The sequence below is a fragment of the Aquimarina sp. RZ0 genome (assembly GCF_008370685.1).
GTDB lineage: Bacteria > Bacteroidota > Bacteroidia > Flavobacteriales > Flavobacteriaceae > Aquimarina.
In genome coordinates this window covers 25359-44469 of record NZ_VTZU01000008.1, presented here as the reverse complement: position 1 = coordinate 44469, position 19111 = coordinate 25359, and the positions used below count along the sequence as shown (strand labels likewise).

At 32.8% G+C, this 19111-nt stretch carries 9 protein-coding genes; 6 read left to right on the top strand and 3 right to left on the bottom strand.

Annotation, left to right across the window (positions count from 1 at the left end):
* Nucleotide 1 precedes the first annotated feature (1 nt).
* Together F0000_RS04930 and F0000_RS04925 are read right to left on the bottom strand one after the other, a co-directional pair.
* Nucleotides 2-337: a hypothetical protein gene (locus tag F0000_RS04930; RefSeq protein WP_149623598.1), complete on the bottom strand. Its 336-nt coding sequence runs from the start codon at nt 335-337 to the stop codon at nt 2-4.
* 545 nt (nt 338-882) lie between these two features.
* The gene (locus tag F0000_RS04925) at nt 883-1479 is read right to left on the bottom strand and encodes a superoxide dismutase family protein (protein ID WP_149623597.1); all 597 of its coding nucleotides are present in this window, start codon (nt 1477-1479) and stop codon (nt 883-885) included.
* A gap of 1144 nt (nt 1480-2623) precedes the next feature.
* On the opposite strand from F0000_RS04925, the gene F0000_RS04920 reads away from it, so the two are divergent.
* Nucleotides 2624-5833: a M36 family metallopeptidase gene (locus F0000_RS04920; RefSeq protein ID WP_149623596.1), complete on the top strand. Its 3210-nt coding sequence runs from the start codon at nt 2624-2626 to the stop codon at nt 5831-5833.
* Between the two features lie 308 nt (nt 5834-6141).
* On the opposite strand, the gene F0000_RS04915 is transcribed toward F0000_RS04920, so the two are convergent.
* A complete protein-coding gene (locus F0000_RS04915) occupies nt 6142-7023 on the bottom strand; it encodes a DoxX-like family protein (protein ID WP_149623595.1) in 882 nt (293 codons plus the stop codon).
* A gap of 648 nt (nt 7024-7671) precedes the next feature.
* Here F0000_RS04915 and F0000_RS04910 point away from each other — a divergent pair.
* The 5 genes from F0000_RS04910 to F0000_RS04890 all read left to right on the top strand — a co-directional run bounded on the left by F0000_RS04910 (nt 7672) and on the right by F0000_RS04890 (nt 18996).
* A complete protein-coding gene (locus tag F0000_RS04910) occupies nt 7672-9942 on the top strand; it encodes a fibronectin type III domain-containing protein (RefSeq protein WP_149623594.1) in 2271 nt (756 codons plus the stop codon).
* A 1137-nt stretch (nt 9943-11079) separates the two neighbouring features.
* Nucleotides 11080-13164 (top strand): T9SS type A sorting domain-containing protein, encoded by a 2085-nt coding sequence (locus F0000_RS04905; protein WP_149623593.1) that lies wholly within the window; start codon nt 11080-11082, stop codon nt 13162-13164.
* A 1081-nt stretch (nt 13165-14245) separates the two neighbouring features.
* The gene (locus tag F0000_RS04900) at nt 14246-15697 is read left to right on the top strand and encodes an NAD(P)/FAD-dependent oxidoreductase (protein ID WP_149623592.1); all 1452 of its coding nucleotides are present in this window, start codon (nt 14246-14248) and stop codon (nt 15695-15697) included.
* Nucleotides 15698-15718: 21 nt separating this feature from the next.
* Nucleotides 15719-17749, top strand: coding sequence for a hypothetical protein (locus F0000_RS04895; protein ID WP_149623590.1), 2031 nt, complete (start codon nt 15719-15721; stop codon nt 17747-17749).
* Entirely contained in the window at nt 17746-18996 is a 1251-nt protein-coding gene (locus F0000_RS04890) for a ferritin-like domain-containing protein (protein ID WP_149623588.1), read from the top strand. The genes F0000_RS04895 and F0000_RS04890 overlap by 4 nt, the downstream gene beginning before the upstream one ends.
* Nucleotides 18997-19111: the final 115 nt, after the last annotated feature.

The following is a 19111-nucleotide window of genomic DNA, read 5'->3' as shown; positions in this document are numbered from 1 at the left end:
ATCAAACAGAAAAAATAAACCAGATTAACAAGATAAAAGAAACTACCCAACCAATATATGTTGTCCAATTTATGCGTTTTCTGGGAATGGGAATTATGACTGCTTCTTTATCTGAGAAATTTAATTTTTGTTGTATACGTTTAAAAACAGATTCTGGGTTGTATTGTAGCTCGTTAACAGACGGGTGGATTAAAGATTTTTTAACCTCATTTATCTCGTCTTCAATTTCTGGATATTTTTTTAGTGTATTATATACTTCGATATTTTCTTTTTCTGACAAAGTACCGTATACATAGAGTTCCAATATTTCAGACGATATGTATTGTTTGCTATCCATAATTATTAATTCAGGGGTTTTCTGAATATATTATAGCAAATTCTGTTCCGAGTTTTAAGCAAATCAATTGGAGTATTCATTTTATCAGAGACCTGCTTTTTGAACCCTTTAAAAAAGCAGTGAATTAAGTACCGATTTATATATGAGTTCTATATTCGGAGTATTTGCCATATCAGAAAATACTTTTTTCCTTTGGTATGGTGTGTCTAATACGATTTGTGATTAAAAAATTCGTATAAATTCATTGAATTATTTTTTCTTTATGCAAGGCAAAAAAATCAAGCATAGCTATAGCTACGGTTTATTTTTTAAACGAAGTAGAAAGGAAAAAGAAACGATGAATATGCGAAATTTTTAGTTATAAATCGTATAATAAATAATTTGCGGGTTGGTTTTTTGATATTTTAAAGAACTTCAATGATATTAGCTTATCTGATTACACAGATACTAAGAAAGATTTTTACTATATTTATTTCATACAAAGCAAAAGAGGTTATTAATAAGAAAACTCCTATTAATAACCTCTTTTGCTTTATAAAATGTAATTATTGAATAATTGCACCACAGCTTACTCTACTTCCGGCAGCACCTGATGGCTGAGAAGTATAATCATCGGTACCTTGATGCACGATAATAGCCTTGCCTACAATATTTTTTTTCTCATCATCACAACTAATGCACCAATCATTTGTAGCAAAAGTTATAGAACCTTTACCATCAGGAGAAGCATTAAAATTACCAATATCACCTTTATGATATCCTTCTTTAGCGCCCCATTTCCCGTGAGGTTCCAAGGTTGGATTCCAGTGACCTCCGGTAGACTTACCATCAGCAGAAGAACAATCGGCTTTTTGGTGGATATGAATAGCATGAGCTCCTTCAGAAAGACCGTTCAAATTTGCTACCATAGTAACCAATTCCCCCTCTTGAGTAAAAACAACAGTACCAGAAACAGAACTTTCACTTTTTGGATTTAATGAAATCTCTAAGGTTTTTGTTTCCTTAATGTCTTCTTTAATTTTTTCAACAGTTTTTTCCTCTGTTACTTCTTTTTCAGCATTAGTATTTTCTTTTTTTTCACCTTTACAGCTTAAAATAGTTATGGTCAAAAGAGTAAGCACTACGAGGTTTAGCGTTTTCATAATTTTGATGATTTGTTATGTTTTCAGACCCAATATAGTGCAGTTTTCGCTTATGGCAAAAGATTTAAGATGTTTTTAAAAACTTACCCTGATTAGCTGGAGTGCACTAATTCCGGAAATGATATCCTAAGTAACAGACTATTTATAATATCCAGTTTCTCAGAGAGTAATTATAAAAGATTTCTATGTTGCACGAAAAAAATCATAATTCCCTGATTTTTTTCGTTTCGGTTCTAAAAGTTAATACGCTTTTGGGTATTATAGAGTGATACGATTTGTGATTAAAAAATTCGTATAAATTCATTGAATTATTTTTTCTTTATGCAAGGCAAAAAAATCAAGCATAGCTATAGCTACGGTTTATTTTTTAAACGAAGTAGAAAGGAAAAAGAAACGATGAATATGCGAAATTTTTAGTTATAAATCGTATGAATACTATAGTATGATAAAAATATAGTGATACACGTATGAATTAAAAACTAGGAAGAATACCTTCTGGATTCAAAAAAAAATATATTCGTCAGTAATACGTGCTTTTAATTAACACTTTAGTAAATAAATGCTGTTTTTTTTAACGAGTCCAGAATATTCTCTTTCTCATATGTAGTATTATATGTACTATATATTTTTAAATGTTATATAGATTTGACATGCTGTTTAATAAAAGTAGCGAGATTATTTTTTATATGTAAAGTGTGTGCTTAGGTAAGAATCAGTATTTCATATAATTAAAATTAAAAATATTTTAAACATAACCGTTGTAGAATATTCTTTGTCAAGAATTAATTGTTTAATGTTTTTGTAACTTGGTTAGTCAAAATGCAAGAAAAATCTTTCTAAAGTATTCTTATCAGTCATAAATAGTGCAAAAAAGCATACTGCTATACCGTAATTATAAAAAGGTCTAATTGTTCTTTTGCTTTTAAGGCATTAATTGAAAATGTGTTTTAACTTTTTTTTAACCCCAGTGTTCATATAGGCTAACTAACTATCGATAGTTAGTGAAAACTATAAAATTTTAACATTGATGAATTCTTATTAAAAATGTAAATATGTTGAATATTAATTATTGATTTTGGTTTTATGTGATAAAAGCATGGGTTTTTTCTAATTTTAAACAACAGAAACTCAAAACTTTTTATTTATGAAAAAAATGTATTCGTTTATTATTTTTACAATTTTGACTAGTCAGATAATGTTTTCACAAAATATTATGGATGGTATTGTAAAAAAACATTTTGACAATGTAACGGCCAAATCTGATTTAACAACTGATGACGTGTTAGATTGGAAAATCACAGATGTGGTTCCTTCCTTAAACCCAGCAATACAACACGTATATGTGCAGCAGTATCATTTAGGGATTCCGATTCAGTATGCAACTTACAAACTGACAATCAAGGATAAACAGACAGTGACGTGGAAAATTAATCAATTCATAACAGATGTAAAATCCAGAATTACTTCTTCAAAATCTGCGCTTTCTCCAGAGAATGCCATTCTTAAGGTAGTAAGCGCTCATAACTTACCATCGCCACAGTTGGTTCGTTCTAAAAGCAAGACTGATGGGGCATTGGTTTATGATAATTCTGGTATATCATTACAACCAATAGAAGCAAAACAGGTTTATATCAAAGAAGGTGAAGACCTTAAATTAACCTGGAGAGTAAGTATATACCAGGAAGATGGTCAACATTGGTGGAATGCTAATGTGGATGCAGTATCGGGTAAAATTTTACATACAGAAGATTGGGTAATCAGCTGTAATTTTGGCGATAGCCATGAATCACATGAGCATGAATCAAGATTATTTAAGGATGTCACTAAGATGCCAGAAGCTACCACGGCAGCTTTGGCTCCAGATTCATATAATGTATATCCTGTACCAATAGAGAGTCCTAATCACGGGAATCGTTCTATAGTAACAAATCCCGCAAATCTTACCGCGTCTCCATTTGGATGGCACGATACAAACGGTAGTAGTGGAGCCGAGTTTACAATTACCAGAGGTAATAATGTATGGGCTCAGGATGATAGTAATGGTAATAATGGTACTGGTTTTTCTCCAGATGGAGGTTCAGGATTGGATTTTGATTTTCCTATCGACTTTAATCAGCAACCAAGTGTATGGAGAAGTGCTGCGATCACTAATTTGTTCTTTTGGAATAATATTATGCACGATGTTTTCTATCAATACGGTTTTGATGAAGCTAGTGGAAATTTCCAGGAAAATAATTACGGAAACGGCGGTGTAGGAAGTGATTCTGTGAATGCTGATGCACAAGACGGTAGTGGAACTAATAATGCAAATTTCTCTACTCCTCCAGATGGAGGGAATCCAAGAATGCAGATGTTTCTATTTACGAATCCAACAAGAGATGGTGATTTAGATAATGTTATTATAGCTCATGAGTATGGGCACGGAATTTCTATTAGATTAGTAGGAGGCCCAAGTTCTAATAATTTAGGTGGTTCTGAACAAATGGGTGAAGGATGGTCTGATTGGTTTGGATTGATGTTAACTATGAAAGCTGGAGATGTAGGTACTACAGGAAGAGGTGTAGGAACCTATGCTATCGGACAGCCAACTACTGGTGGAGGGATAAGACCTACAGCATATTCTACAAACAGATCTATTAATAATACAGATTATGCTGATATTGGTGGATTAGCCAGACCTCACGGAGTAGGCTATGCGTTTGCAACTATTTTATGGGATATGACCTGGGGTTTAATTGATGCAGAAGGCTTTGATGATAATTTCTACACAGGAACTGGAGGTAATAATATAGCCATGGCACTTGTCATAGAAGGGCTGAAAAATACTGCCAACAATCCTGGATTCGTATCTGGTAGAGATGGTATTTTACAAGCAGATCAAGATCTTTATGGCGGGCAATATGAGTGTATTATATGGAAAGCTTTTGCTGATCGCGGAGTGGGGCAAGATGCTGATGAAAATAACAATGGTGGTTCTAATGGTCAGAGTGATCAGACTGTTTCTTTTGTGAATCCATGTGATGGAGGAGGGCCTGGTCCTGGAACTGATGAATGTACTGGAGATATCTCTTCATTCCCATATGCCGAAAGTTTTGAAGGAACTGTAGGAGCTTGGTCTCAGGTAACTTCTGGTGATGATCTAAATTGGACTGTGAATTCTGGAGGGACACCTTCTAATGGTACTGGTCCTGGTGCTGCGGCTGCTGGAACGTCTTATATTTATGTAGAAGCATCTGGTAATGGTTCTGGTTATCCGTCTAAAAGAGCAATTCTAAACTCACCTTGTTTAGATCTAAGTGGAGTATCTGAAGCAAGTCTCTCATTTCAGTATCATATGGTTGGCTCTGCAATAGGAACTTTTACTGTAGAGGCAAGAACAGACAATACTGGAGATTGGGATAATATCTTTAGCAGAACAGGAGCTCAGGGTAGTGACTGGAATGCTGCAGATATCGATCTGGCTTCTTATGTTGGGAATGCAAGTGTGCAATTACGACTAAATGTTGTTACAGGAAATAGCTGGCAAGGAGATATTGCCATTGATGATCTTATGATAGAAGAAGGTGGCAGTGGTCCTGGTCCTGATCCATGTGAAGCATTAAATTTTAATGATTTTACGATAACTCCTTTTGCTAATCAAGATGCAGCTGGTATTTTCTCTATAGTAAGTGGTGGTGCAGGATTATCATTAGTGGATAATACTTGGAAATATATTTCTCTAGCGTATAATGTTACTGCAAATACAGTGATCGAATTTGATTTTAGTAGTACGGCAGAAGGAGAAATTCACGCAGTAGGTTTTGAAGATGATAATGGATTGACACCTACAAGGTATTTCAAGGTTTATGGTACTCAAAATTATGGAATAACTAATTATGATAATTATTCAAGCGGAACTACTACCTATGTAATTCCTGTAGGAGACTTCTACACAGGTAGTATGGATAAGTTGTTGTTTATCAATGATAACGATACAGGCTCAGGAAACACATCTATATTTTCTAATGTTAAGATTTATGAAGGTTCTTGTGGCGGATCTAGAGTGGCAGCAAGTTTTGGGGCTAATACACCTATTATAGGAGATGAAGGAGAAGGTGTTTTATCATCCATATCGATGGCTCCAAATCCAACAAAAGATAGTTTTGTAATTAATGTATTAACTCAAAATAAGAAAGATGCAGCTAATATATCTGCTACAATCTATACAGTTTTAGGAAGAAAACATTCTGTGATTAGATTACATGCTGGAGAAAATAATATTTCGGCTAAAAATTTAGCATTATCCTCAGGTATTTATCTTGTAAGTATAGAAAGTGAAGGAGAAAAAATTATACAAAAATTAGTGATCCAATAAATCTCTAAATATTATATAATAGTAAAAACTCTTTTAATAGTAAAAGCGCCTTACATTTTGTTAAGGCGCTTTTTGTATATATGTGTATTTAATATGTTGATTATCATAATAATAAAATGTGATTGTAACATAGAAATTCATGGTAGCATAGTATGATCCCATCTCTGATTTAAAATTACCAGTTCAAGTTTTCTCTTTTTTCATTTACATAAAAAAAGACTGTTTTTTATCTGAGTACTTAAAACAGAATCAGTATAGTTGAAAAATACTTGTTTTCAATCCAAAATCGTATACTTCTATAGTTTTGATCAGACAGATGTTACTATTTTTTGTGTTTTACTATGATTAGATAGTTTTGATCGTTCTTGAAAATACAAAACGATCAAAGGTACTACCCCATGAGAAAGACGATATAATACTTCGTGTAGATTTTGATGAATGGATTGTATAGGGAAATCCCAATAAAAATTGGCAACTATTCTTGCTAAAGCTGTCAAAAGCCCCCAAAACACAGCATACCATAAGGTATATTTTTGTGTTTTAGGAATAAAGATAAAAACGGCTACTACAAAATCAAGGATTCCGGCAATATATAAAAATATGACAGCTGTACTTTCCGTACAACCAAAGATTTGTATTACCATATCAATGAATTTTCCAGGTATCGGATAAAACCCAAAGGCATATAACCCATGAGAAAAGAAGGTCAGCGCTATTAAAATTTTAGAAGTTGTGATAAGCAGTGTTTGGTTATAATGTTCCCTATACGTATAGAGTAAAATAAAGGGTAATCCAAATTGAATACTATGCTCAAAAAATTGAGCGACATGATAAAATTTTTCCTTGGTTAGGAGTATACTAAGTAATACAAGGCTACATCCACCCAGAAAAATTGGAATTCGAAACCATTTGGCAAGATTTTTACGGATACCCAAAGAGCATAAAGCAGCGATTAGATATAATACACCATGTATTCTAATGCCATTTTGGATAAAACGATCTGTACTAATACTAGTAGCATATTCCTGCCATGATACATTCAGAAGATTCTCGACAACCGGTGTAAGCAGGGATTCATCCCAGAAAAAGGAGCGGTAAGGAGCATCCCAGAAGAGATGTTGGTATGCACGACCAATAAAAATTAAAAAAACAGAAGCTTGAAGAAGTATTTGAGTTTGAGATTTTGTCATGACTACAAAGTAAACTGTAAATACATTAATTCATCGAAAACTCATTGTTATTTTTTTGAAAAATATTGTTGCGATGATTAATTTTTAAGTAATTCAAGCGGGACATACTGTGAACCTTCTTAAGCTATAAGATTTGACTTTTTAATAGCTTGGTTTTTACTCGATAATCGAGATTTAAATGCTCAGAGGCTTGCATCGAAATCAAAATGTTTTTTTCAATAAATGCCTTGTGGGCTTGCCCCGAGGTAGTTTACTATTTCTTGTGCAATAATTACTCATATCAATCGATAAATATTGGTTAATACTCTGTAGTAGTTTAGTCTAATCTTGTTTTTAGAATATTGAGATAAAAAGCAAATTTGTATGGGTAATTTTAAAACGAGATAGTATAAATAACGCCTTTTTTATACCAAAAAAACCAATGCCTGATACATACTATATTTTATTAATGTAATAGGTTTTAGACATAATAGAATTACTGGGCTAAATGTTAATTGATTGTAAAACAGAAGTTATTCTTTTAGCACTCTTTTGTTGGCAGGTTTAATTTTAAATTAAAAAAAAATAAAAATGATTTTCACCTTATTTAATAGATTAGTTTTATGATTAAAATGTAATTTTATACCAACCAATTTAACTATATTTTCTATGAAAAGAGCATTTACTCTTTTTGTAATTCTTCTTGGATTACAAATACAAGCTTCTAATGACAAATACCGACTCACTTTACGAGGTAATCCTGCTACGTCTATAGTTGTAGGATGGGATCAAACCTCAGGTAGTAGCCCCAAAGTATATTATGGCACTACAGATTATGGAACTAATTATGATGATTATCCAAATGTGAAATCACCAGATAGGACTGTTTCTTACAAAGGGATGGAGAATACGTTTGCAAGATTAACCGGATTACGACCAGATACCGCCTATTATTTTGTGATCAGGGATAGTCGCGGGACTAGTGAGCGTTTTTGGTTTAAAACCGCACCAGCTGATAATAGTAGGTTATCCTTTATTGCAGGAGGAGATTCTCGTAACAATAGAACTCCCAGAAGAAATGCAAATACTCTTGTTTCAAAACTAAAGCCTCATGCAGTTTTATTCGGAGGCGATATGACAGATAGAGATTCCAGTAGCCAATGGCAAACCTGGTTCAATGACTGGCAGTTAACTATAGCCTCAGATGGTAGGATGTTTCCTATTATTGCTGCCAGAGGGAATCACGAAGATAGTAATAGAAGTATTTATAATCTATTTGATACACCATCATCAAACATTTATTATGCAATTACTTTTGGGAATAACCTGATAAGAACTTATACGTTGAATACAGAAACATCAATTTCAGGAAATCAAACTACGTGGTTAAAAAATGATTTAAATGCAAATTCTGATGTAGTCTGGAAGATGGCTCAGTATCATAAACCTATGCGTCCGCACGTACGCTCAAAAGATGAAGGTAATAGCCAGTATAATAATTGGGCACGACTCTTCTATGATAAAGGTGTCAGATTAGTAGTAGAGTGTGATGCGCATACCGTAAAAACGACCTGGCCACTTCGCCCATCATCTAGTTCTGGTAATGATGAAGGTTTTAAGAGAGATGATGAGGATGGAACTGTCTATGTAGGAGAAGGTTGCTGGGGGGCACCATTACGGACTAATAATGATCGTAAAGACTGGACACGCAATTCATCAAAGTTCAATCAGTTTAAATGGATTTTTGTTGATGAAAATAAAATAGAGACAAGAACGATTAAAGTAGATAATGCATCACAAGTAGGACAGGTTTCTAATAATAACGTTTTTCGTATCCCATCAAATCTGGATATCTGGAACCCTTCTAATGGTAGTGTAGTGACAATAAATAAAGGTACTATCATAAATCCGGACAGTGGTAGGATAGAAGTTGCTATCAATAATGGTCGTGATGACGTAGAAGAAGGACAAAATGGAGATTTGTATAGAGATAGTAGTGATCTTGAACTTGTATATGATAGTCATAATGATGCGGGGAACCAGATCGTAGGACTACGATTTAACTCGATAGCGTTGCCCAAAAATGCAACGATTACAAATGCCTATATTCAGTTTACTGCTGATGAAGATAATAGTGCAGATGCAGCGTTAGAAATTTCATTGCACAATAGCAGTAATTCTTCCGCCTTTTCTAGTTCTAATAATGTTTCTGGAAGATCCGTTTTTTCTAGTAAAGTAAACTGGAATCCTTCTTCCTGGTCAAGTAATCAAAGCGGAAGTGCTCAACGTTCTCCGAATCTTAAGAATATGGTGCAAAGACTGGTGAATAAAAGTAATTGGAGATCGGGTAATAGTGCCAGTTTTATAATAAGAGGTATAGGGATTAGCTTAACAAATACTTCTGCAAAAAGAGTAGCAGATTCTTATGAGGGAGGAGCAAATAAAGCAGCTCGATTAGTGGTAGACTATGAAACTGATGATACAGGCTCGGTTGATATATGTGCAGGTATTCCAGCTTGGGATAGTGAGGAAAACTATGCTATTGGGAGTAGAGTAGTACATGAAGGCTCTTTGTTTGAAAGAGTAGATGGCGGATGGACAAATTTAGGTTCCTGTAGTAGTAGATCCAGCATTGATTCTCAAAAAATGTTGGTTCAGAAACCGTTTTTAGACGGAGAGGCCGATTTTAAAGTATTCCCGAACCCTTTTAAGAATCAAATAAATATTTTTGCGACATCCACACTTACATCCAATAAAAAATACACAGCCGTTATTTATAACCTTAATGGAAGTATTATCTATAGAAAAAAGCTTTCAAATACATCGCAGGATACAACAATTACATTAAATTCAAAGGTGAGTCAGAAAGGGATTTACCTGTTGACAATTAATGATCAAGATGGTACTACCTTGTTTACAAAACGATTGGTAAAAAGGTAAGTGATCAAATTTTACCTTTTGATGTTATAGTAAAGAGTTCTAGATAGAATGCTTTTGCCTCTATCTTCTTAGGCTAAAATTATTTCATAAAAACCTATATAGATCTAAATTTTTGGTCTAATAAAAATAACCATCTCATATTGAGATGGTTATTTTTTTTGAAAGATTATAAAATCTATCAGAAAGTCATAATCCCCTTTCGACTTTAAGCTTTCATCAATTCTTTATACCAATTCTTATTAAATGAAATCGCCGTAAACTGAATCAAATTATTTATTAATTCAGACGAGAAGGAAAATTCATAGATACTAGCGCTACACTATCGATGTTTTTTGTTTCAGTGTAAAACAAAAAGAAATGACTTTAGCAGAGAATTGAATTAATTAGTTTCTAATTCTAAAAATAGTTTGCTCGAATGATGCCCTTCTAAAATTTTATTCTACACTATATAATTAGATCAAAGTAAGTCAAAATAGTGATGACTTAGGTGAATAGATTTTTCTTCAAAAATTTGAGATAAAAAATTATATGCTTTTCCGGTTAAGTTTTTCAATAATTTTTCATTCGTTGGCCTGATACCTTGTAATTACTAGACATACTGGGTTGTGTTATTATCATAAGTTTTATAGCAGTATAAAAAAAATCAAGGATTAAAAGGGCTTAAGATAGAATTAACGGAAACATCGGGATATGCATTAAAAAAATAAGTAATAAAAATAAATTTTTGGATTTTTTAGTAAGAATTCAAAACCAGTTTGATCTCTGATATTCGGGTTTTAGTATTTAAGAGGTGCTATTTATCGAGTTTTTCTTTATTTATTGAGCTACATTTTCCTTGCTTTTTACAGTAGCATTAATAAATGCTGTGCATACATGATTTTATTGTTCTAAGAAAAATATTTTCTATAAAAAATACAGGTGTGCTTTCTAAGGTCTACTTTTTTAGCGATTGTATACCCGGTTTTCAGATATTGAGGCTTTAGAAGAGATATAACGTTTAGAGGTGTTTCGATATGTTAAAAAAGTAGTATAATTATGGTTTAAGCGTAAAAATTATGACATTTTATCGATTATTCCTTTTTTTAGTATAAGAAAAATACTACATTCGTAACTAAGAAAACAAAAAAACCCCAAAATATGACATTTACTAGTACTCTTCCGGGACGTAGTCCCAAGAGGTTAAGCCTCTATTGCCTAATTTTATTTACTTTTTTATTTGTTAATGGACTGAATGCCAGTACATGGTATATGAATAAAACTCAAAATGGAGATCATTTACAATACTTAATTGACCAAGCAGCCTCTGGAGATATAATTTACTTTATTGAAGCAGGAAATTATAATCTGAATGGTAAAGTTATAGTTGTGAATAAAGGAATTACTTTTCAAGGGTTTACTCCCAACGGTTATAATGCTAATGTAAGGGGTAGTTCTGGTATCGGAACAAACCTTACGAATGTCACTTCATTTCTTATTAGGTCAAATGATGTGAAATTTACTAATATTAAAATTTCTGCTGTTAATAATGAGGTTGTGTTGGTTGATGCACGTTCTCAGACGTATATTGATAATTTTAGATCCCCTGGTTATACTGCAGATGATCAATATACAGGTATTGCATTTACTAACGTAGAGTTATCTGGTGGATTCTATAGTTGTTTTGCAGGCAATGGTATGCAAGTAGATTTTAAAAATGTATCCTTTTTAGATTTTGCAAGGATAGGATATATAAACGATCGTAGAACACGAGTTAATGGAATGAAAAAAGCTACTTTTTTTAGATGTAAATTTAAACCTGTAACGCCTTCTGGAGCTTTTGGATTTGATAGTAGAGGTATTTCACTTGATGCAGGTAATACTTCTTACCCTGTTGTATGGAGTGGCGAAGGTACTTACATTCTCGAGTGTGACTTCGAAAATACTGGAGTAGCACTTTCTAGAATCAAAAATATAAACATAAGTGTAAATACCTTTACAGATAACAATGCGTATGTAGATATGATCCATGTAGAGGAGTTCTCTAATAATATTCTAATTTCTTACAATCAATTTGTTTGTAATGCGCAATCAACCAGAACAGATTTTGAAAGAAGTAGAATTATTACTCTGGATAGTGAATTGCAGGCAGTAACTAATATTAATATTCAAAATAATACAGTATCAGGAGAATATAACTTTTTTGTAAATGGCTATGCACCCACAAACATAAGTATTAAGAACAATAACCTATCAAGTGCTTATCCGTTTGGTGTGAATATGATAGACTTTAAGTATTATGAGAATAGATATAAGACAGGAGAAGAAATTGCTGCAAATCAAGAATTTGTTTCCAGAAATATTACAATTACAGGAAATACAGGTTTTCAAAACTGGTCAAAAGGATGTGAAATCAATGTACCCTATAGTGGAGGTAATAACAATATAAATAGTGCTCAATTTGCTTCTGGTAAATTAAATTTAACGAGCATCAATGATCCTATTGAACTGAGAGGTACAGGAATTTATGAAATCGTTAATGCAGGAAATACCAATAGGAAACTTGCTTCAGACGGTAATAGCTATACTTTAAAAACTGCGAATGCAAGTAATAATAGTGTTAAATGGGAGATTACCTGGGTTCCACCATTCTATTATCATATCAAAAATGTAAGCAATAACAGACATTTGGAGACGCATAAAGGATATACAGAAAAAGAAATTCTAGATGGTGTTCAGGAAAATGTATATCCATTCTTAGCATATCAGGGGAATGATATTCCAAAATGGATTTTGAGAGAAGGAGGAATGAGTGGTTTATTTAAAATTTTACCGGCAGGGAACGAAAAACAATCTGTTCTTGCTATGGATGGAACGACTCCAAAACTAATCATGCATAAACAATTTAATAGTGATGGAACACGATCAGTCAAAGAGCCTGATAACTTTGGGAGATGGTGGATCAATCCTTCTTCTACTGCAAAAAATGCTGGTCTTCTTCAAAAAACGCCTGTAGAAGGATTGCAAATAGTTCCTAACATTGTTAGCGATATTGCCTCAATTTATTTTGAAGATGAAAATAATCCTGTGATTAGCGTAGCTTTCTATAATGCAGCAGGAATGCTGGTACGAAAAGAAAAAATACATACACATACGAATAATGTTTTGGATGTATCTCAATTAGCCAGTGGTATTTATTTATTACGTTCCTCAAACGATTTCGTCAAAAGACTTGTTGTGAAATAATAAAGTATCAACATCTGGTAAACTAATAAAAAAGATATTTAAAAATTATAGTAAGACTGCCCAAAAACTTTTGGACGGTCTTTTCTATATTAGTGGCTGGTCTTATATGATATTATACGATATGATTGTACTGATTATTGCCAAAATCTAATCTTTACCGAGATTTTTGATCAGACATTAAACGTTTAGTAATCACCAGATATTCTATGATAAATAGATATTAATAGTGTAATAAAAGTAAGGGTAAAATAGAGTTTTGTAATCTACATTATTACTCTTGCCAATATTATCAACCTATTATTTTTATAAATATTTTGTGTTAAATTGAGGGAATTTTACTTTTTTTGTATTAAATTCACTCCAGATTTTAATCTAACTCACAACTTTTAAAACCAATAAACAATGTTAAACGGCCTTCAGAATTCGTATGTATACTATCTAAGATGTTACAAATCATTAATGTATACTAAATGAAGTAAAACTAACTTTATAAATTATTAAAAATTGTGGTATAGTTTTAATTTGAGTACTAGAAAGATTAAAAAAACAGTTTGCAGCATCAAAATTATACCCGTAAGAATGATTATAAATAGAAAAATATACAATTATTCATTTGATTCACTTGGTGGATATTCAATTGATTAATAATAAGAGTAATACATAACAGATATTAAATTACATAAGATGATAACAATCGCTTTAAACAAAAAGGATACTTAAAAATAGTATTTAGATCGAGTTACAGTTATGAAATAAATCTAAATTCTTTGATTTTAATTAAGAAAAGATACCCCTTTAGATTTAGAACCCCCTCCATAGTTAGATGAAATAGTAATGTATTGTGTTTGATAAAACACAGGTACAGCATATTTCGTTTTTTTTAATCTTTAAAAAATAAATAAAGTTACAATTAGCATGTCAATCATTAAGGCATCTTATTGAAGATATCCCATGGCATATTTATAGAGTGTTGGGCTCATAGATATCCACAAAACTAAAGCTTACTAATATTGTACACAAAATCGTCATAAATGAATAACTAAAATCATTTAAACAACGAATTATTTTAAAACAAATTCCAATGGCAATGGTAAGTGAAAACATTTTTAAAGAACAAAAGGAAATCATTATTCTTGGAGCAGGAATAGCTGGTTTAGTTGCAGGGTACGAGTTAAAGAAAAAAGGGTATACAGTTAAAATTTATGAAGCGAGTGACAGGATAGGAGGAAGGGTTTTTACTAAATATTTTAATCCAGACTTATATGGGGAACTAGGAGCAATGAGAATTCCTGATGACCACGAGTTAGTACTTCATTATATTAAAGAATTAGGGCTTTGCAATAAGCTCAGGAGGTTTAAGACAGTTTTTAATGAAGATAATTGTTATGCAGATCTGAATAATAAAATATACAGGATCGATAAAGTAATCAAAGAATTAAGTTTATGTTACCTAAACAGGTTTGATCAGAATTTAAAATCAGAGACAGCAAGAAAATATATTACCGGGCTCAAAATTTTGATCGAAGCCATTTCTCCGGTAGAAATCAGAGAACTTTTTACCAGAGACCTTTATAACGGGCTTGCACAAGAAATAGATACATTATTTTGTAATAATGAAATTAAGTATGATGAAGAAGAAGTTACATTTAGAAATATATTGAAGCACGCAGATAAATTTCTAGACAAGGTAAACCCTTCACTACAATTATTTTTAAGAGATATTATTTTAGAAACAAAAAAAGAATTGTACAGATTAGAAGGAGGGATGAGTATATTTCCTGAAGCATTGGCACAATTTTTAAAAGAAGAAATACATCTCAATAAACCAGTGAGCGGTATTTCAGTTTTAGGAGATGAGGTTCATATAGAATTTAATGATGGTGATACTATTATAAGTTCTGAAACTATCTGTACTATACCATATAGTGTGCTTAAAAATTTGAAGTTATCCGGTTTTTCTGATTCAAAACTTAGAGCAATTAATGATTTGAAGTATGCTGATGCCTCTAAGGTATTGTTTTTGTGTAAAGAACGATTTTGGGAAAATGAAAAACATAAAATAAAAAGTGGCGCTTCTATCACAGATAATAAATTAAGGCAGGTGTATTACCCGGATAATGAAAGTAAAACCAAAGAAGGAGTTTTGTTAGGATCATATGCAATTGGTGGAGATTCTAAAGAAATCGCATCGATGCGCAAACAAGATAGGCTCAATGAGGTAAAAGAATTGATAGGAAGGTTTCATCCCGAAATAAAAGAAAATAATATGGTATTAAAAACAGAAAGTATTTCCTGGGAGGATCATAAATGGACATTAGGGGGATGCAGTGTTATGTGGAACGGAGAAAATGATCAGGAATTAGGAGATCCTATAGATCAATTGTATGAAGATATCATTAAACCAGAAGGGAATTTGTTTTTTGCAGGTGAACACTGCTCAGAAAAACAAGCCTGGATAGAAGGAGCGATCAGATCTTCTTTAGAACAAATAGAGGCTATTACCAAAAAAGATTTGGCAAAGGTAGCAGTTTAAATTATAATTTAGTTTTTAGATATGTCAGTTTTAGACTTTCCCCGTATTCACTTTTCGGGTATTTGCTCTTTACATGAACCAACGGGGAATAATAATTTTTCAGGGAATATAGACCTAACAAAAAATCAAATTTATGATGAAAAGGGTAGGTTAATTGATTTTAATACCAACCCAGAGGAGTTTTATAAGTACTTCACCTCCATAGGAGATCGATTTGATACTGATGGGAAATTATCAAAAGAAGGAAATTTTAATCCTACGGCTGGTAGAGATTATGAAGGCAACAGTCGCGTTTTATGGGATGCAAAGGTAACAAGTTATCAACTGTCTCCTCAGGAAACCATTACTCAGGGAGTACTGATAGGTGAATCAGTAAGCCTTTGGGGGCATTATAATGAATACCTGCAAACAAGTTTTAATCAGCCCAAAGTGGTTAAACTGGATCCAACAGATGCAAGTACGAGACAAATTTTTGGAGGACAATTTACGGTAGGTGAAAGGCTTACTGATATTTCATCCGGATATTATATTAATGGCAATATTAATCAAGTTCAACATGCCAGATGGAATAAAACAATGCATTATAAGGATCTTCCGGAACATTGGAATAATGATGAGATCGGAAGAGCTGCCGTATACCAATTTGTAATTTCAGAAAAAGACATAATTGAATTAGATGAACAATCTAATGCCACTTGTACACATTTGTTCAAAGAAATCCTGAAGAATAAACAAGAAGCACAAGGGATCGTTGTTCAGTTTACATTATGCAATGCATCAAATCCTGTAGCACCTGATACACCTGCATTTTACTCACTCTACGGTACTATTGGTATCTGGAATCCTTCTACAGAGATGGCAACATATCCGGCTGGTAGAGTATTTGTGCCAAATTATAAAAATTTACAAAATCAATGGTGTAAGAATTTGGGGATGCTAAGTGCAAAAATAAAAAAAGATCATGTGTCGCTCAATGCTATTATTGGTTTTCCTTTTTCAAAGAGAAGTCTACATGCCATTAATGGTCCTTTGCATGAGGTAGGAGTGGTTTGTATAGAAGAAAATCTGAACCTTTTTTCTAAAGGATTAGATAAACCGATTATAAAACTCACAAAAGAATCATTTTCTACCCCAGATTTTTTAGTAAGCTGTGGAGTTCTGGATATTCCTATCTGTAATGAATTTACAGATGAAGAATGGCATCATATAGAACAAAACGACTTGTATTTTGCCGTAGAAAGTTCACAAGGAACATCTGATCTTGTATTAATGGAGCAATCGATTATAATACAGGCAGATCAGGCAAGTATATATCTGGAAATTCCTTCAGAAAAGAATAACCTCTTTTTTGATGAATCTATAGAAATCAGGAGTTTTAAGAGAGGAAAGCCTTGTTCTATAGAAGAGATTCAGATCGTACAACAATACAATCCGTTTTTTCATCCTTTTAATAATTCAGATTTTTTATTAGATACGATAAAAAAAGCATCCATATCTGTGGCAACAGAAGATGATCATACTATTTTTTCTGATCAGATAGTTTTTTCTACCGATATTGATGGTAAGGCAACAATTACGCTAAGAGGAATATCCAGCGGTTCTCTGCGGGTATTCTTTATTCATAACGATCAGGAGAAAGAAAAAATATCGAATCTTTTAAAAAAAGATGATTTTGAAGCTTATACGATAGAGAGTTTACAATCAATATATCCTGATTCTAATATGCTACATGCGGTTGTTATGAATGATGATTGGCATCTTTTTAATAAAGATCCCGGTTCAATGAGTTTTGATTTTATGTATAAAGAAGTGTTGTCTTTTTATGAATTACTATTTCCCTTTATGAATAGAGAAGTTTTTAGCCTGGCCAATAAGCCAAAGACAAAAACATATGCCAGATTATCCTGGCAGATGTGTGATCCAATGAATAAATCAAAATCCTATTATATGCCGCCTACTAGGGATTTATCGTACCCAAAAGCATTACTATTTAAAGAATTCCTGACACACGTATCGGCGATAGGATATGTACCCAAAAAAGAAACGAGATGAGTGTTACAGAAACCCAGATTACTGCAACAACTGAAATAACCACGAGAGAAGAACTCATTTGCTATTTAAAAGAAGCAGTAGAATTAGAGATGACCCTGATGGTACAATACATATATGCAGCGTATTCTGTACCTAATTTGGTAACAGGAAAAGAATATGTAAAAAGAGGGTTGTGGAGTGAGGAGCAACTTTCTTTTATGTGTGGAGATGGAGAGGAGCGAATGGATCAAGGAGCAAGAGGATTGATCTTGGGTATTGCCAAGGAAGAAATGATACATTTTCTTATGGCAAACAATTTATTAATGGCCATTGGGGGAACGTTTTATGTAAGCTCTCCCAGCTATTCTAAAGTGTCTAAATTTTACCCGGTAGGTCTGGAAATGGCTTTAGAACCATTTTCTAAGAATAGTATCGAAAGATTTATGCACCTGGAATCACCACATACTTTTGTGACAGAAGGTAAAAACCAACCTCAACCCGGTACAGACTTGGCATATACAAGTGTGAGTGATTTATACCGAAAAATAAAAAACGCTTTTATCAAGTTTCCAGAATTTATTTCTGTCGAAAAAGGAAAAACGGGAGGAGAACATCATCTTTTCTTAAATGAAAAAACAAATACCTTATTTCCTAGTTATCAATGTAGGGTAGATGATGTACAATCTGCAATTTTTGCAATAGACCTTATTGCAGAACAAGGTGAAGGCGTTCCTACGGATGATAAAAGTCTGGAAGAATCTCATTTTAATAAATTTAGGAAAATAAAAGAATATTTAGAGAATCACGAGACACCTTTAATGTATCCCTGTCTTAAAAACCCTTCTGTTCATGGCGAAATCGGTACCATAAAAGTTACAAATGAGGTAGCAAAAGAAGCGATGTATATCTTTAATGAATGTTTTGGTATTAGTATGCAAATGATGACTCAACATTTTGGATTACGCCCGACAGAAACACTCAGAAGATCTTATTTAATGAATGCATCCATAGATATTATGTCTGGGGTTATGCGGTATTTGGGGATATTTATAATGAACATTGAATCGGGTATAGAAAAGTATACAGCAGGTCCTTCTTTTGAATTGCCCAAACCTATAATATTTATTACTGATCACGACAAAGCTTTAGCGCAAATGAGTGCTAAGTTCAAGGAGCTACACACCCGTGCAGTTAGATTAGAAATTTTACCACCTTCTGTTGTAGAACTACTGGAATATTTTGTTGAGTATACAAGGACTTTAGAATAAGCTGTTGTGTATTAAGAAAAGAAAAAAATCATATGGACACCAACGTAAGATAACAAATTAATGCTATTATTAATAAAAGGACTAGATACCGTTTCTACCATGGGTTTACTCAATA

Coding starts and splice junctions, on each gene's coding strand:
- F0000_RS04930 (WP_149623598.1), bottom strand. CDS start 337: ATGGATAGCAAACAATACATATCGTCTGAAATATTGGAACTCTATGTA.
- F0000_RS04925 (WP_149623597.1), bottom strand. CDS start 1,479: ATGAAAACGCTAAACCTCGTAGTGCTTACTCTTTTGACCATAACTATT.
- F0000_RS04920 (WP_149623596.1), top strand. CDS start 2,624: ATGAAAAAAATGTATTCGTTTATTATTTTTACAATTTTGACTAGTCAG.
- F0000_RS04915 (WP_149623595.1), bottom strand. CDS start 7,023: ATGACAAAATCTCAAACTCAAATACTTCTTCAAGCTTCTGTTTTTTTA.
- F0000_RS04910 (WP_149623594.1), top strand. CDS start 7,672: ATGAAAAGAGCATTTACTCTTTTTGTAATTCTTCTTGGATTACAAATA.
- F0000_RS04905 (WP_149623593.1), top strand. CDS start 11,080: ATGACATTTACTAGTACTCTTCCGGGACGTAGTCCCAAGAGGTTAAGC.
- F0000_RS04900 (WP_149623592.1), top strand. CDS start 14,246: ATGGCAATGGTAAGTGAAAACATTTTTAAAGAACAAAAGGAAATCATT.
- F0000_RS04895 (WP_149623590.1), top strand. CDS start 15,719: ATGTCAGTTTTAGACTTTCCCCGTATTCACTTTTCGGGTATTTGCTCT.
- F0000_RS04890 (WP_149623588.1), top strand. CDS start 17,746: ATGAGTGTTACAGAAACCCAGATTACTGCAACAACTGAAATAACCACG.